We start from the raw sequence: 16,393 nt of genomic DNA, 5'->3' as shown, positions 1-16,393 counted from the left end.
TTATGCTTGTTGTACTAAGTTGTACAACAAGCTTTGCACAAGAGGTAGACTTTTCTATAGGAGGATACTTTACAAATAGTTTAAAAACAGACAGTACTTATGATACTAATGCATCATTAGGGTATCAAATAGGAGTAGGGTATCGCTATTATTTAAATCCACAGTGGAGCTTGGGAGCAGAAATAAACTATAAGTATAGTAAACTTGATTTTATACAGCGAAACGTTAAAGAGAATTGGTCTGTTATAGATATAGAAAATCATGATTATGAATTTAGATACAATAGTAAATATAGAAAAGAAAGCGTGTCTTTTAATACCTTTCAAATCCCATTAACGATACAATATGAAACTAAAGGGACAGTGAAGTGGTATATACGTTCTGGAGTAAGTATAGGTATTATAACAGGGGATAGTAAGAGTAAAATAACAATGAATGATTTGCATACATCAGGGTATTATAAAGGTTGGGATGCAGAACTTCACGGACCACATTATATGGGGTTTGGAGCATTTGGGAATCAGACTCAAAAGAGAAATTTAGACCTTTCTACAAGGTATTCGTGGCTGTTAGAAACAGGAGTGAAGCAAGAACTAGGAAATAAACAAAACTTATATATAGGTGTCTTTCTAGATTTAGGATTAACTAATTTAGTTAAAGATAATAAGAGAATAGATACACCAATTAGCCATGTAAACAATTATGATAATCCACTAGAATATCACAGTATATGGACACAAGAAAAGTATAAAGACACAAACCTAAAAGACTATTATATCGGTATTAAGTTAAGATATTCGTTTAGTCTATAATATAAGAGGTTTATAAAAAAATCTCTTATCTCATTTCACCTTATCCTCACAATTTACAATATGAATAAACCAATTACCCCAGAAACACTAAAAGAAATTGCTTTTAATGTTACATTAGAACAATACAATGATATTATTGAGAAATTGCACCATAGCGCTAGTAAAGGTCAGAAATCATTGCTGATAGATAATCTTTCTGATACTGTTCAGAGTCGATTAATAGAAGAAGGTTATAAAATAAAGCCTTATGTTAAATATCAATACGATTATCTTCTGCGTAAAAAGAGAAAAAAATACTACGTAATTAGTTTTTAGATACTTTTAAATATCAAAGGTTAGCTCTTACAAGCTAACCTTTGGTATTTAATTAAACGATATTAAAAAACCGAAGTAAAATAGGATTTATTCTTCAGATTTTTGTTGTTTTGCTTTTTGACGTAGAACATATAAGTAAAGGCTTTCGACTTTATCTCTTGCCCAAGGTGTTTTTCGTAAGAATTTTAAAGAAGAGTTAATACTAGGGTCATGAGTGAAGCATCTGATATTAATCTGATTGCCTAATTCCTCGAATCCGTTATAGTATTCTACTAATTCTTCTAGAATATCGACTAGTTTCTTTCCGTGTAATGGGTCTTTTGATACTTGCATATATCGTATATTTTAAACAAAGATAATTGATTCTATATTGATGTTATTAAGGAGGTTATTTTGTGCTTATTTATCAATAAACTCTTCTCCCCATTTTAAGAATGCTCGTAGAATAGGTTCTAGCATTTGTCCCTTATGTGTCAAGGTATAATTTACCGTAGGAGGAACAGTAGGGAGAGCATCTCTAGTGATGATATTTGTCTGTTGTAATTTTTTTAGTTCCTTGACTAACATTCGTGTATTAATATTGGGAATTTCTCTTTCTAATTCACTAAATCGTTTAGTCCCATCAAAGAGTGTAAATATGATAGGAATAGACCATTTTCCCCCAACTATTTCTAAAACATCATGTAAGGTACATTTGTGTTCAACTTTTTCTATTTTATTTTTCGTCATAAGTGATTGGCTATGAGTAATACAGTAATTTATGGTATTACTATACAAAAGTGTTACTACTTGCAAAAGTAAAGTATTGAGCTTAGGTTTACAACTAAATTTTAAATCAAAAACATGAGATTCCGATCTATTTGTAAGATGTTGCTTATCTTAAGTAGTTTGTTTTACAGTGTTTCAATTGTTGCTCAACAACAAGATGAAGAGGTTAATAAAGATAGTATAGTAGTTAATCCGCCTGTTAATGTAGAGACATTAATAGGAAGTAGAGGAGTCACCTTTAATATGCTCCTTAACAAGAAGTTTCAAAGTTTACCTAAAGTAGGTTTCTTTAGTGTCGTAAATTATGTAGGAGAGTGGGGAGAGCCAGATGTAAAGGATAGAATGATTCAAGGACAGCTAACCTATACCGTAATTAAAGGATTAGATGTAACTGCTGGGTTTCACTATGATCCAGAGTTTGGAGTTAAACCAGCAGCTGGTTTATTATATACTTGGGTTAAAAAGGATTGGGTTGTTGTTCTTAATGGAAGAGTAGATATTATGTCAAAGCCTGCTTATGAAGGAATGGCGTTAGTAGAATATACTCCTAAGCTTAATGATACTTTTAAACTTTATACAAGAGCACAGGGATTATATGGATATGCAACAGAGTGGAAAGGACATTCTCGAAGTTATATCCAAGGGCGAGTAGGTCTGAGTTATAAAGAGTTTAGTTTTGGAGCTGCTGCTAATATAGATTTCTATGGTCCTTTAAAAGTGAATGAAAATAGTTTTGGAGGATTTGTAACAATGTTATTATTCTAACTTTTCCTGGTTAAAGTAAGATGTCTTCGTGATATCAGTTATTAGTCTTCTAGAAAATCCCAATTGTAATAATTGGGATTTTTGCTTTATTTATTATCCAATTTAAAAGAGTGTAAGTCATTAATTTGGTGATTATTTCTATTTGTTCACATTTTGTAGCTTGTTTAATGTTATATTAAACAAGAAAATTAAAGATTATTATCAATAATCACGATTTAGTATTTATAATTATTTCAACTTCGTTATTTTAGTTTTTGGTATTGATATTTAGTGTGTTAGGTGTTGTATTAAAGGGTTTTATTCAAATCAAAGAAAGGTGTTTATTTACCTTTCATTTAAAAAATTATAAAAAAATGTTTGCACATTAAAATATAATCCTTTCATTTGTACAAGAATAAAAAATCAAAAAATGAGAATAAATAATTTAAATATGGTAATGTGTATGTGTAAATGCTTTTCAAAAGAGGAGTAGTCTATTCGTACGTTGTATTTAAATTAAATCAATATATAGAAGCTCCTTATTTAACGATAAGGGGCTTTTTTTATGCATTTATACTATGTTATCAAAACGATGTAAGTATGCCTTAAAAGCAATGGTGTGTCTAGCAAGAGTATATCAAAATGGGCACCTAACTATAGCTACTATAGCAGAAAAAGAAAATATACCAAAGAAGTTTCTAGAGCAAATATTGCTAGAGCTTAAGAGAGTAAAGTTAGTTAATAGTAAAAAAGGACTAGCAGGAGGGTATTATTTAATTAAAGATCCTAAGGAGGTATCAGTAGCTGATTTGTATAGAATATTTGATGGGCCTATTGCATTAACACCATGTGTATCTATAAACTACTATGAACCATGTGATGACTGTGAAGATGAAGTAAGTTGTTATCTGAGAAAACAGTTTATGGAGATTAGAGATAAGACAAGAAAGAGCATGTCAGAAGCTACGCTTCAACGCTTTATAGACGGAGATTAAAAAAATTTACACCTAAAGACTACTAAAACGATAGAGATTATAGTTTATTGAAAAAAAAGAATAATATGAGTTTAAAAAATCAATATAAAAAACTGCTTGAGAGTGGGTTAGAAGCCTTGTCCTTTAAAGAGCAGATGAAGTATTTAAAAGAACATTTTGAATCAATAACGTTTTCAACAAGTTTCAGTTATGAAGATCAAGTTATTACCCACCTTTTAAAAGATGAAGGAAAGGTTTCTTTTTTTACACTAGACACAGGGAGGCTATTCGACCAGACTTACGATACATGGAGTCTCACTTTAGCAAAGTATAAAATTAATATCACAGCTTATTTTCCGAAGAGTAGTCTTATAGCAGAGTTTGTCAATAAGAATGGACCAGATAGTTTCTACAAATCTGTAGAATTGAGAAAAGAGTGTTGTACTATTCGAAAGGTATTACCTCTGCAGAAAGCCTTAAAGAATCAAGAAATATGGATTACAGGTTTAAGAGCAGAACATTCTCCTAATAGACAAAGCTTGACTCCTTTTGAATGGGATGAACACAATCAAATTATCAAGTTTCATCCTCTGCTATCTTGGTCTACAGAGGAAGTAACAGCGTTTATAGAGCAAAATCAGATTCCCTATAATCCACTACATAAGCAAGGTTATATCAGTATTGGTTGTAGCCCATGTACAAGAGCGATAAGAGAAGGAGAAGATTTTAGGGCAGGAAGATGGTGGTGGGAAGATGCTTCAAAAAAAGAATGTGGATTACACTTAAAACAATAGAATAAATAGTATTAACAGATATGATAGAAAACAATTATTTAGAAACTTTAGAACAAGAGGCAATTTATATTTTGAGAGAAACAGCTGCTCAATTTGAGAAACCAGCCTTGTTGTTCTCTGGAGGAAAAGACTCCATTGTCTTGGTTCACCTGGCACTAAAAGCATTTAGACCTGGTAAATTTCCTTTTCCATTAGTTCATATTGATACAGGGCATAATTTTCCTGAGGCCATTGCATTTAGGGATAAGTTAGTGGACCAAATAGGAGAAAAACTAATAGTAGGAAGTGTAGAAGATAGTATTAGAAAGTACAAATTAAAGGAAACACAAGGTCGTTTTCCTTCTAGAAACTCACTACAAGCTTATACTTTATTAGATACTATTCAAGAGCATGAATTTGATGCATGCATAGGTGGGGCAAGAAGAGATGAGGAAAAAGCTAGGGCAAAAGAAAGGATATTTTCTCTAAGAGACGATTTTGGTCAATGGGATCCTAAGCTCCAAAGACCTGAGCTTTGGGATATTGTCAATGGGAATATGCAGACAGGGCATAATACCAGAGTATTTCCTATTAGTAATTGGACAGAGCTAGATATCTGGAATTATATTAAAGCAAATGATATTGAATTGCCAGGATTGTACTTTGCTCATGAACGTGAATGTATTGAGTACAATGATAAGTTAATTGCTCTTTCTAGTTTTACTCCAGCTGTTGAAGGAGAAAAAGTAGTCAAATCATCTGTGCGTTATCGCACTGTAGGAGACATGACTTGTACAGCGGCAATAGCCTCTAATGCTACAACAGTAGACGATATTATAGAGGATATAAAAAACTCAAGAATAAGCGAGAGAGGACAAACTAGATTAGATGATTTGTTATCTGAATCAGCTATGGAAGATAGAAAGAAGAAAGGATATTTTTAATTGTAGTAAATAAAGTAAAATGGAAACATTAAAATTTATAACAGCAGGGAATGTAGATGATGGTAAAAGTACTTTAATTGGTAGATTACTGTATGATTCTAATAGTATCTCAACAGATCATTTAGGCGTTTTAGCAAGTAAATCAGATATAGGAGAAGAAACGATTGACCTAGCTTTAATTACTGATGGATTAAGAGCAGAACGTGAACAAGGTATTACAATAGATGTAGCATATAAATACTTTTCTACAGTTAATAGAAAGTTTATTATAGCAGATTCTCCTGGACATCAGCAGTATACTAAAAATATGATTACTGCGGCATCTGTATCCGATTTGATTATCCTATTAATTGATATCAGAAAAGGAATTACAGAACAGACCAAACGTCATGCTTCAATCGCTTCTCTGATGGGAATTAAAAAAGTCGTTGTAGCAATCAATAAAATTGATTTAGTAGACTATAACGAAGGTATTTATGAGGAGATTAAGTCAGACTTTGAAGTATTAAGAAGTCAATTAACCTTTACAGAAGTTGTTTATATCCCTATTAGTGCTCTACAAGGAGATAATATTGTAAAGTCTTCATCACTAACTCCTTGGTATACGGGTAAAACCTTGTTAGAGGTCTTAGAGACCATTCATATAGAAAGCCAATTGAGAAATGAAGCTCGTTTTCAAGTACAATTTATTATTAGACCTCAGACGAAGGAGTATTTAGATTATAGAGGGTATGCAGGATTAGTATTAAGTGGTCAATATAAAGTAGGAGATAGGGTAAGAATACTTCCAAGCAATATTACTACAACTATCACAAAGTTAGAGAAGAACCTTAGAGAAGTATCTAATGTTATAGCAGGTGATAATGTTGTAATGCATTTTGATGCAGATCTAGACATTAGTAGAGGAGATACAATTTATTTAGAAGAGCAAAAAGCACCTTTAGCAACGAATAAGCTTACTTCTTGGATAAGTTGGTTAGATACAGAAGATCTGCAATTAGGTAAAACGTATATTTTACAACATCGTTTTCATAGTGTCCGAGTTAAAATCAAATCGATAGATAGAAAGTGGAATATAAACACTCTTGAGTTTAATACAGGTGAAGAGTTGAGCCTAAATGATATCGCACAAGTCAGTCTCCAAACCAATCAAGCATTAAACTATGATCCTTTTGTAGAAAATTCTAAAACAGGGAATGCTATTCTAGTAGACGAGACCTCTTATAATACTGTTGGAGCTTTAATGTTCTTGTAAATTACCTTTTACAAGTATGAGGGATTACATATATAACAAGACAATAAAGAATAGAGTACCTAATAAAGAGCTATTCGAAACTTGGTTAGATCGATTCTATAATTGGTTGTTTACCAATTATAACTATGATTCGTTTGCTTGTTTTTTAGCTGAAGAACACGCTTTATGTCTTGAACTAGAAGAGGTATTACAAAGAACTATTACTAAAGATAAAGCAAGTCTTAAAGCACATTTGTTTTTTAATCAAGTAGAAGCTTTGTATGAATTTCTAGAGTCTGATTTAGAAGGGTATATGAGTTATGATAAGTCTGTTCAGTCTAAATCAGAAATAATAGCCTTTAATTCAGGTTTTTTAGCGATGTATATCTATAGAGTATCACAGGTATTTATTGATCTAGGAATAACTGTTTTGCCTCAGATAGCTAATCTATATGGATATCGTCTTACAGGAATAGATATTAGTCCATTTGCAAAAATAGGTAAACAATTAATACTTATCAATGGTTTAGGAGTTGTGATAGGGAGTACAGTAGTTATAGGAAATAATGTAAGAATACACCAAGGAGTAATCTTAGGAGAACATAGACAGATATTAGATTTGTGTTTAAAGGAATCTATTGTGATTGAAGATAATGTTATAATACGAGAAAGAGTTTCTATTACAGGAAAAGCCATAACGATTGGTAAAGGATCAAGGATAGGACCAAATCTTCATATACCAAGCTCTATTGAAGCTAATTCCAATGTAGAATTAGATAGTCAATATCGCATAAGAATAAATGAAACAATAATAAAGTAACCAAATTAAAAACCAAAGAGAATATAAAATGAAAGTAGAAAGTATTTTAGAAACAATTGGAAATACTCCAATTATAGGATTAAATAGATTCTTTCCAGGATCAAAACAAACTTGGATAAAGCTTGAAAAAACAAATCCAGGAGGAAGTATTAAAGATCGTATTGCCTTGGCAATGATAGAAGATGCTGAGAAGCAAGGTTTGTTAAAACCAGGAGGTGTCATTATAGAGCCAACATCAGGAAATACAGGGATAGGACTTGCTCTGGTAGGGGCTATTAAGGGATATGATGTTATTTTAGTTATGCCCGAGTCAATGAGTGTAGAGCGAAGAAAATTGATGGAGATATATGGAGCTAAATTTGAATTAACTCCACGAGAAAAAGGAATGAAAGGAGCTATTGAAAAAGCAGCAGAATTAGTTCAAGAAATTCCTAATGCATGGTCACCAAGACAATTTAATAACCCTGTGAACGTAGATATTCACAGTAGAACAACTGCATTAGAAATTATTCAAGATTTTCCTGAAGGATTAGATTATTTAGTGACAGGAGTCGGAACAGGAGGGCATATTACGGGGGTATCTAAAGTATTAAAAGAGAAATATCCCAATCTGAAAGTGATTGCTGTAGAACCTGATACTTCTGCTGTATTAAGTGGAGAACCTTCTGGACCACATACTATACAGGGGATTGGGGCAGGCTTTATTCCAGAAATATTAGATTTTAATTTAATAGATAAGGTTGTAAAGATTTCAAAAGAAGAAGCATTTGCAGTAGTAAAAGAAGTTGCTAAAAAAGAAGGTTTACTAGTAGGAATCTCTACAGGAGCATCATTGGCAGCTATTACAAAATTATTGCCTTCTATAGAAGATGGTGCTAAGATATTGACATTTAACTATGATAATGGAGAACGCTACTTATCAGTAGAGGGGCTATTTTAATTCTTGATTGTGATGAATAGTGGAAAAGTTATACTAGCAGGTGCTGGTCCAGGAGATCCTGAGTTAATAAGTCTGAAGGCACTTCGGTATTTAAAAACGGCAGATATAATTCTGATAGATCGTTTAGTCTCGCCTGAGCTTATCGAACTGTATGTCAATAAGACGACAAAGGTTATTTACGTAGGTAAACAGTGTTCTAAAGGGATACATACACCACAGCAAGAGATTAATGAGTTAATGGTTTCGTATGCTAAATTAGGAATGACTGTACTTAGATTAAAGGGAGGAGATGTTTCTATATTTTCTAATATTCTTGATGAATTGCGAGTATTAAAAGAAAATAGAATAAAATATGAGATTATCCCAGGCATTTCTGCAGCATTAGGTGCAGCAGCTTATAGTGCTATTCCTTTGACTAGTAGAGGATATAGTCGTGCAGTTCGTTTCTTGACTTTATTTGATACGATTAGTATAGAACAAGATACTTGGAGAGATTGGGCAAAGACAGAGGATACACTAGTATTCTATATGAGTGGGCAAAAGCTGAAGTATTTAGTACAAGCCTTGCTATCACAAGGGATAGCGTCAGAGAAAGGAATTGCTATTATTCAACAGGCAAGTACTATCTATCAGAAGACAACTGTATATTCTTTTAAAGATATTATGGAAAAAGAGCTGATTGCCTTTGAGTATGTACCAACTTTATTTATTGTGGGTAAAGTAGTTGAATTACATGAGCAATTTGCTTGGAAAGAAGAAATAAAAGAAGGAGAATACTATTCTTATTTTGATAATCATATAAAAGAGTTTCAATATGCAATTTGATCAAAAAATAACAAGTTTACAGAAGCAGGTTGAAAACTATTCGCGAGAAGAACTAATCTGGTTTAATGGTTACCTCTCAGGCTTGTTAGCCCAAAATGAGATACAGCCAAGTAATCCAATTGCTGTTAATCAAAGTTCAAAAGTATCAGTGAAGCCTCTTATTCTTTATGGAAGTGAAACAGGAAATAGTAAGAAAGTAGCACTAGAACTTCTAAAGCTTTGCAAACAGAATAAGTTACAAGCTAAGAGTTTAGACTTAGCTACATATAAAGTTGAAGATTTGAGTAAAGAAGATTTTATCATTCTTATTTGTAGTACACAAGGGGAAGGAGAACCACCTCTTTCTGCTCAGAAATTCTTTGATTCCTTATCTAAAGTAAAACTTGAATTGAGTAACGTAAGGTATTGTTTATTAGCGTTAGGAGATTCTTCTTATCCTCTTTTCTGTAAAGCAGGAGAAGATCTAGATAAATTATTACTTCAACAAGGAGCGCAATCTATTTTACCTCTAAAAAAGTTAGATGTAGATTATAAAGAATATACCGCTACATGGTTTAAAACAGTCTTAGATACTATAGAGAAATCTAGAGGGAGTACTGTAGAAGAAGGAAATCTTAAAGATATTAACTCACAGATTACAATAGAAAAACCTAATGTAAAAAAGGAGTATCAAGGGGTAGTTAGTCACAGTGTATTATTGAACGATAGAGAGTCTAATAAACAAACCTATCACCTCGAAATTCGCAGTGATATAACTATAGACTATCAGCCAGGAGATGCAATAGGGGTTTACCCTCCTAATAAGCTAGGTACAATGATAAGTATAGCTAAGTTGTTGGGTGAAGAGAGTAGATATGAAGAGTTAGAGGGATTGAGCATTACAGGGCTTACAAAAGGTGTAATAAATAAATTATCAACTTATTTAGGAGTAGATATTATTGAAGATAAGATTGACTTATTGGGCCTTTTAGAAACCTATAGTAATAGAAAACCAATAGAACTAGATGGGATAAAAGCGATTCTACAGCCAATTGCACCAAGGCTTTATTCTATTTCGTCTTCTAATTTAGCTCATGAGGATGAAGTACATTTAACTGTTGCCTTAGATCAGTTCTTGGTAGGAGAAGAAAAGAAACAAGGATTGTGTTCTTCTTATTTTTCTGAATTAGAGGTTGGACAGGAACTCTCATTCTATATTCATAGGAATAGTGAGTTTTATTTACCTGATTCTGATAAGGATATTATTATGATAGGACCAGGAACAGGTATTGCACCATTCAGAGGTTTTATTGAACATAGAGATACAAGTGGAGCAGAAGGACGCAATTGGTTATTCTTTGGAGAACAACACTTCATATGTGATTTTTATTATCAGACAGAAATACAACAATGGTTAGAAAGCGGTGTTTTAACAAACCTAGATACTGCATTCTCTAGAGATCAAAAGCATAAAATATATGTTCAGGATAGGCTAAGAGAAAGAGCTAGTGAAGTGTGGGACTGGATAGAATCAGGTGCTATAATTTATGTTTGTGGACAGAAGTCTCCTATGAGTGAAGATGTTGAACGTGTACTTGTTGAAATCATTATGGAGGAAAAAAACACTTCTTTTAAAGCAGCTGAAGAGTATTTAGAAGAAATGTTTTTAAGTGGACAATATAAAAAAGATGTGTATTAAAAAAAGACGAAATGAATCAAGATAAACTATCTCCTATAGAAGGGATAAAAGAAAAAAGCGACGGCTTACGAGGTACGTTAGCACAGAGCTTAAAAGATAATTATACAGGAAATGTAAGGCCTGATGATGAAGCCTTAATTAAGTTTCATGGGATGTATGTCCAAGACGATAGGGATAGACGACAAGAGAGAGCTGAAAAGAAACTAGATAAGCTGTATTCTTTCATGATTAGACTTCGCATACCAGGAGGAGTAATCTCTGCGAAGCAATGGCAGGCTATACATGAAATATCAGAACTATATGGTACAGGTGTATTAAAGATAACAACTAGACAAACTATACAGTTACATGGATTATTAAAGCACCAATTAAGTGATACAATACAAGGTTTTCTTCTTGCTAAACTAGATGCTATTGCTGCATGTGGTGATGTCAATAGAAATGTAATTTGTAGTTCTCATCCACAAGTTTCACCTGTTTTTGAGCAAATTCACAATTATGCAGATAAGATATCTAAAATGCTTTTACCTAAGACACAGTCTTATTATGAAGTATGGATAGATAACGAAAAGATTTATGATCGATCTATTGAAGCTGATCCTTTATATCAAGACAAGTACCTTCCAAGAAAATTTAAAATAGCCATTGCAATTCCACCAACGAATGATGTAGATGTATTTGCTAATGATATTGGGCTTATTGCTATTGTAGAAGAAGATAGATTGATTGGGTTTAACATTGCTATAGGAGGTGGATTATCTACAACACATGGCAATGAGCAAACCTATTCAAGACTTGCTACTGTTATAGGCTTTTCTGACAATGAAGAAGATACGATGAAGTTGATTTATGAAGTATTGACTATACAACGAGATTATGGAAATCGTTCAGACAGAAAGCTTGCTCGTCTAAAATATACTCTTGACAGATTAGGAGTAGAGAGCTTTGTAAAGGAACTAGAACATAGAGCAGGAGTAAAGCTTCAACCAGCTAGAGCGTATGAATTTACAGAGCGTAATGATAGATACGGATGGCAGCAAGCTCATGATGGTAAATGGTATTATACTTTATTTGTCGAGAATGGTGTAGTACAAACTTATCAAAAGGAGTTCTTGTACAATTTATCTAAACTAGCCGTATCTGATTTTAAATTTACTTGTAATCAGAATTTAATACTTGGAGAAATTGAAGAAGAAGACAAATGGTTAGTAGAGAAGTTATTGGTGGAACACGCAATAGAATTGAGAAATTCAAAACTAAGAGAGAGTTCTATGTCATGTGTGGCATTGCCAACTTGTCCATTAGCTTTAGCTGAGGCACAGCGTTATTTACCTGAGTTAATCTCTAAAGTAGAACCATTACTAGCTAAACATAATCTAGGTGAAGAAGAGATTAGCATTCGAATGACAGGATGTCCCAATGGTTGTGGTCGTTCATATTTAGCAGAGATAGGCTTTGTAGGTACTGGTCCACAAGAGTATAATCTTATGCTAGGAGGAGACCGATATGGAACTCGATTAAATCAACTATATAAAAAAAAGATAAAAGAAGAAGAGATCTTATCGCATTTAGATAATTTATTCGGCCAATACAAAGAAGAAGCTTTAGCTAAAGAAACTTTTGGAGACTTTACCTATAGAAAATTCTTTGCTTAAAAAATAAACTAAAACTACCACCACAAAACAATTATTCAATGAAAGTCTGTTGCATTTTTATTACTTCTTTCCTGTTCTAAGGAACTATAAGAGCTACTTTATCTCAGAGTAGTTTAATCACTATTAAACATTGTAAAACAAATTGTAGATCAATCTGCCAGATTGGTCCTGAGGGACTTATATCTCTTTTTTTATTCTTTAAGTATATGATTTTATAGTTAAAGGGTTGTAATATAATAGATTATGAAAAACACATTATTCCCAATATTTCTAAAAACGACTCATTCCAATTTTTTAATTGTAGGAGGAGGTAATGTTGGTTTAGAGAAAACAAAAACATTGCTAAAACAAAATGAACTAACTCATATTACGGTTGTTTCTATTGATTTTAAACCTGAATTCTTTGAATTACAAACCACTCATGCTAACCTAATATTGAAGCATAGAAGCTTTCTAATAGAAGATTTGTATCAAATGGACTTAGTAGTAATAGCGACAAATAATACTGTCTTAAATCAAGAAATAAAAGCTTTAGCCAATAGTAAGGGATTATTGGTCAATGCGGCTGATCAGCCAGACTTATGTGATTTTTATCTTGGGTCTATCGTAACCAAAGGACAACTGAAAATAGCAATATCTACTAATGGTCAATCACCGGTATTGGCTCGTAGAATGAGAGAGTATTTAGAAGAAGAAGTGCCTGATAATGTAAGCGATAGTATAGAGCATTTAAATCAGTATAGAGCACGTCACAAAGGAAATCTAAGAGAAAAGCTCAATAGTTTAAATCGAGTAACATCTGTTATGACCAATCGTAATTATGAGAGGAAACAACTTTTTTCTAAAATCTTTAGACTCACTACTCTTGTGTTAGTTTTTGTATTGGGATATGCTTTATCTAATGTAATTACCTTTCATGATATTCAAGCTGGCTTAGCGAGTATGCCTTCAGAGTTTTACTATGTTTTCATTATTGGATTTCTAGCACAGATGGTTGATGGTGCATTAGGATTGGGATATGGAATGACTTCAGCCTCAGCTATGATGGCTATGGGACTAAGTCTTCCCACTATATCAGGGAGTATTCATACTGCAGAGATGTTTTCTAGTGCAGTATCTGGATATACGCACTATAAGTTTAAAAATGTAAATAAGAAGTTATTATTGTGGTTGAGCATTCCTGGAGTAGTAGGGGCTATTTTAGGTTCTTTATTTGTGATCTATATTGGTAGTGAGTATGAGTATATCGCTTATCCATTTGTAGCATTGTATTTAATGATTATTGCTATTAGGTTAATTAGTTTAGCGTTAAGAAACTCAGTAATAAGAAAGAAAGTGAAATATGTTGGTTTTCTAGGTTTTTCAGGAGGTTTCTTTGATGCTTTTGGAGGAGGAGGTTGGGGGCCTATTGTTACTTCTACACTTCTAACTAAAGGAAGACCTACTAGATATGTCGTAGGGACAGTATCCTTAGCGGAGTTCTTTGTAACTTTTGCTGCTTCTATGGTTTTCTTTTCGAAATTGGGATTTGGTTATTGGTATATCTTCTTAGGCTTAGCCTTAGGAGGGGTATTTGCAGCTCCTTTAGCAGCAAGATTAGCTGGTAGAATGCCTAAACGCATCTCTTATATCTGTGTAGGATTATTGGTTTTTATAGCTAGTTTAAGAATAGTCATTAAGTTTATATAGGATGAGTAAGAAAGAACAATAGACTTGTCGGTTTTATACAATTTTACTTGTAACTCCTAGTCTAGTTTTGCATTAGAATATTAAATAATAAAACCATGCAAGACATTCAAAAAGTAGTTAGAACTACTCCAAAAACGTTATCAAGACCAGTAGGAAATTATTCACATATCACTATTGTGCCTAAGAATGCGATGATTTATACTTTCTCTGGACAGATAGGTACTGACGGTAATGGTGTTATACCAATCGACTTTAATCAACAAGTAGACAATACGTTTAGCAATATTGCTGCCTTGTTAGAAAGCCAAAATCTAACAGAGGTTGATATTATCAAAGTCAATATTTGGGCAACTAAAGAGATTGATTGGGATTATTTTGATAGCGTATGGAGGGAGTTCTTTAAAAGTGGAAATCCTTCTATGACTATAGCTTATATCTCAGCTTTAGGACTTCCTGAGATTGATCTGGAGATCGAGATTTGGGCGGCTAAAGTGTAATCTATTAGAAGAAAAAGATAAAGTACTTCGAATAATCCATCTCTTTCTTTTGAATGTCCATTTTTCATTTGACCATAAAAGGAGTCCTTTACAAAAAATAAATTTTATGAGTCAATTAGATGCAAAGCAATTCCCTATAGTAAAAGTAATTATTCAATCTGTCAATGAAGGACATGATCAAGATCAGTATTTTAATGACTACGAAGCATTACTAAAAACAGGTAAAAAATTTGTTATGATTAATGAGGTGAGCGCACCTGATGTAAAGGATACTAAGAGTAACAAGGATCACATGAAGAAGATGAACCTGTGGATGAAAAAGAATAGAGAGCAACTACGCAATAATGTATTAGCCATGATACAAGTAGAACCTAATGAAGAAAAACGCCAAGTAGCAATAGACTTTAAAGAGATTTTCTTTAAGTATTGGGGGCATGAACTTTTTGTAGTCTCTACTGCAGAAGAGGCATTAGTATTAGCAAATGAAAAATTACTAATAGTAAATAAGTAACCATTAGATTTAATATCTAATAAGTCACTTGAGGTTGTTTTTATAGTCCATAAAAAATCCTACAGACAATAGCGTTTGTAGGATTTTTTGGTTTATAAAAGTGACAATAACCTTTAAAAGGTTATTTAAAACTAGTTTCAAAAGTACTTTTAAAAACTTGAATTTCTTTCTTCGTAGTTACAGAAATAAGCTTGTATAAGTCCTCAGGTATAAACTTATTTTTCTCTATAATATCTTTGATAATGTACTCTTCATTGGTTTCTATATCGACTACTTTGTCTTTAACTTTCATGTGTTCTCTTTTAGTTTGAAAGCAAAATTAAGAAGAAAAGAAGAGTATTGCTCTTCTTTTTTTAGCTAAATAGACAATAAAAATCACCTTTAAAAGAAAGAAATAAACTATAAATTACTTTTTAAGGCGACTAGTGTTCTAAATTAAATTTAAAAGAAATAATTTACTTTTTAGTATTCAATAAAGGGATAATGGCTAGCTTATTAATTAAACAAGTTAGCTCTTTTTTAGTTATCCTATAGCTTATGTACTTCTGATTGGATCTAATTGTAAATAGGTTTATACTCTGTCAGCATTAAGTCTGTAATGACTCCGTTAAAATAGCATATTTAACGGAGTCATTACAGACTCATAACGGACTCACTACGGACTCACTGCTATGAAAAGTTGTCTCGACCTACTAGAACTGTATAGTTTTTAAAAGGCTATATACTTTTAGTCATACAGTGTTGAGGGCCTTTAATGCCTTGATACGTTCTTCCAGAATCTTCATAACCCGTTTTTAAGTATAGATTATAAGCGAGAGCGTTCTCATAGTTAACCCCAAAGACTATTTCATTTACAGTAGGATAATATTCTCTTACTAAGTCAGGTAATAGAAGCATAGTAACTTTAGCTATTCCTTTGCCCTGTTGATTAGGCATGATAGATAATGCGCGTAGTAAAATAGAATCTTTATTCTCTGTATATATCAAACGATCATCAGATAGGTCTAAAGAGAATAGGCCTACTGGGGTATCATCAGATAAGATACAATATTGAGTACGCATTGTATTCTCCATAATATCAGGATTAGTCAGCATATACTTTGGCACAAGAGCAAACGTAGCTTGTTGCTCGTCTAATTCATAAGAAGTTAGTTCATCAAAGTATTTAGGATCATAAGGTTGTATCGTTATCATATTCTTGTCAATTTAAGCCA

19 protein-coding genes are annotated in these 16,393 nt (G+C 32.6%); 15 read left to right on the top strand and 4 right to left on the bottom strand.

Translation table 11 applies throughout. From position 1 onward, the window contains the following. Positions 1–2 precede the first annotated feature (2 nt). Together BK054_RS14425 and BK054_RS14420 are read left to right on the top strand one after the other, a co-directional pair. Positions 3–812: a porin family protein gene (locus BK054_RS14425; RefSeq protein ID WP_006265359.1), complete on the top strand. Its 810-nt coding sequence runs from the start codon at positions 3–5 to the stop codon at positions 810–812. A gap of 60 nt (positions 813–872) precedes the next feature. Beyond that, complete coding sequence (locus tag BK054_RS14420; RefSeq protein WP_006260392.1) at positions 873–1,127, top strand: hypothetical protein; 255 nt, start codon at positions 873–875, stop codon at positions 1,125–1,127. A gap of 87 nt (positions 1,128–1,214) precedes the next feature. Here the strand turns inward: BK054_RS14420 and BK054_RS14415 are convergent, their stop codons facing one another. Continuing rightward, the gene (locus BK054_RS14415) at positions 1,215–1,460 is read right to left on the bottom strand and encodes a VF530 family DNA-binding protein (protein WP_006260391.1); all 246 of its coding nucleotides are present in this window, start codon (positions 1,458–1,460) and stop codon (positions 1,215–1,217) included. Between the two features lie 66 nt (positions 1,461–1,526). Then, positions 1,527–1,856: a winged helix-turn-helix transcriptional regulator gene (locus BK054_RS14410; RefSeq protein WP_006260390.1), complete on the bottom strand. Its 330-nt coding sequence runs from the start codon at positions 1,854–1,856 to the stop codon at positions 1,527–1,529. 114 nt (positions 1,857–1,970) lie between these two features. On the opposite strand from BK054_RS14410, the gene BK054_RS14405 reads away from it, so the two are divergent. The 13 genes from BK054_RS14405 (at position 1,971) to BK054_RS14345 (ending at position 15,179) form a co-directional block, all read left to right on the top strand. Beyond that, complete coding sequence (locus BK054_RS14405) at positions 1,971–2,660, top strand: hypothetical protein (RefSeq protein WP_006265358.1); 690 nt, start codon at positions 1,971–1,973, stop codon at positions 2,658–2,660. 557 nt (positions 2,661–3,217) lie between these two features. After that, a complete protein-coding gene (locus tag BK054_RS14400; protein WP_073144814.1) occupies positions 3,218–3,634 on the top strand; it encodes an RrF2 family transcriptional regulator in 417 nt (138 codons plus the stop codon). Between the two features lie 65 nt (positions 3,635–3,699). Beyond that, positions 3,700–4,407 (top strand): phosphoadenylyl-sulfate reductase, encoded by a 708-nt coding sequence (locus tag BK054_RS14395; protein ID WP_006265357.1) that lies wholly within the window; start codon positions 3,700–3,702, stop codon positions 4,405–4,407. A 20-nt stretch (positions 4,408–4,427) separates the two neighbouring features. Then, a complete protein-coding gene (gene cysD, locus BK054_RS14390; RefSeq protein ID WP_006265356.1) occupies positions 4,428–5,330 on the top strand; it encodes a sulfate adenylyltransferase subunit CysD in 903 nt (300 codons plus the stop codon). A gap of 19 nt (positions 5,331–5,349) precedes the next feature. Further along, on the top strand, positions 5,350–6,585 hold the full coding sequence (locus BK054_RS14385) for a sulfate adenylyltransferase subunit 1 (protein WP_006265355.1): 1,236 nt from the start codon (positions 5,350–5,352) through the stop codon (positions 6,583–6,585). Positions 6,586–6,601: 16 nt separating this feature from the next. Next, positions 6,602–7,384, top strand: a complete 783-nt coding sequence (locus BK054_RS14380) for a serine O-acetyltransferase (RefSeq protein WP_006265354.1) — start codon at positions 6,602–6,604, stop codon at positions 7,382–7,384. Positions 7,385–7,412: 28 nt separating this feature from the next. Beyond that, positions 7,413–8,324, top strand: a complete 912-nt coding sequence (gene cysK / locus BK054_RS14375; protein ID WP_006265353.1) for a cysteine synthase A — start codon at positions 7,413–7,415, stop codon at positions 8,322–8,324. A gap of 12 nt (positions 8,325–8,336) precedes the next feature. Further along, a complete protein-coding gene (cobA, locus tag BK054_RS14370) occupies positions 8,337–9,149 on the top strand; it encodes a uroporphyrinogen-III C-methyltransferase (protein WP_006261274.1) in 813 nt (270 codons plus the stop codon). Beyond that, a complete protein-coding gene (locus tag BK054_RS14365) occupies positions 9,139–10,827 on the top strand; it encodes a sulfite reductase flavoprotein subunit alpha (protein ID WP_006265352.1) in 1,689 nt (562 codons plus the stop codon). The genes cobA and BK054_RS14365 overlap by 11 nt, the downstream gene beginning before the upstream one ends. An 11-nt stretch (positions 10,828–10,838) precedes the next feature. Next, positions 10,839–12,482, top strand: a complete 1,644-nt coding sequence (locus tag BK054_RS14360) for an NADPH-dependent assimilatory sulfite reductase hemoprotein subunit (protein WP_006265351.1) — start codon at positions 10,839–10,841, stop codon at positions 12,480–12,482. A 243-nt stretch (positions 12,483–12,725) separates the two neighbouring features. Further along, positions 12,726–14,171 (top strand): TSUP family transporter, encoded by a 1,446-nt coding sequence (locus BK054_RS14355; RefSeq protein WP_006265350.1) that lies wholly within the window; start codon positions 12,726–12,728, stop codon positions 14,169–14,171. 95 nt (positions 14,172–14,266) lie between these two features. Then, complete coding sequence (locus BK054_RS14350; RefSeq protein WP_006265349.1) at positions 14,267–14,668, top strand: RidA family protein; 402 nt, start codon at positions 14,267–14,269, stop codon at positions 14,666–14,668. A gap of 106 nt (positions 14,669–14,774) precedes the next feature. Beyond that, positions 14,775–15,179: a hypothetical protein gene (locus BK054_RS14345; protein WP_006260377.1), complete on the top strand. Its 405-nt coding sequence runs from the start codon at positions 14,775–14,777 to the stop codon at positions 15,177–15,179. 121 nt (positions 15,180–15,300) lie between these two features. Here the strand turns inward: BK054_RS14345 and BK054_RS18470 are convergent, their stop codons facing one another. Continuing rightward, entirely contained in the window at positions 15,301–15,471 is a 171-nt protein-coding gene (locus tag BK054_RS18470) for a hypothetical protein (protein WP_006260376.1), read from the bottom strand. A 425-nt stretch (positions 15,472–15,896) separates the two neighbouring features. After that, complete coding sequence (locus BK054_RS14340; protein WP_006260375.1) at positions 15,897–16,373, bottom strand: GNAT family N-acetyltransferase; 477 nt, start codon at positions 16,371–16,373, stop codon at positions 15,897–15,899. Positions 16,374–16,393 lie beyond the last annotated feature (20 nt).

Source organism: Myroides sp. ZB35, assembly GCF_001865835.1.
GTDB classification, from domain to species: domain Bacteria; phylum Bacteroidota; class Bacteroidia; order Flavobacteriales; family Flavobacteriaceae; genus Flavobacterium; species Flavobacterium odoratimimum.
The sequence above is the reverse complement of the archived record's forward strand: the minus strand, read 5'-3'. Positions and strand labels throughout refer to the sequence as shown.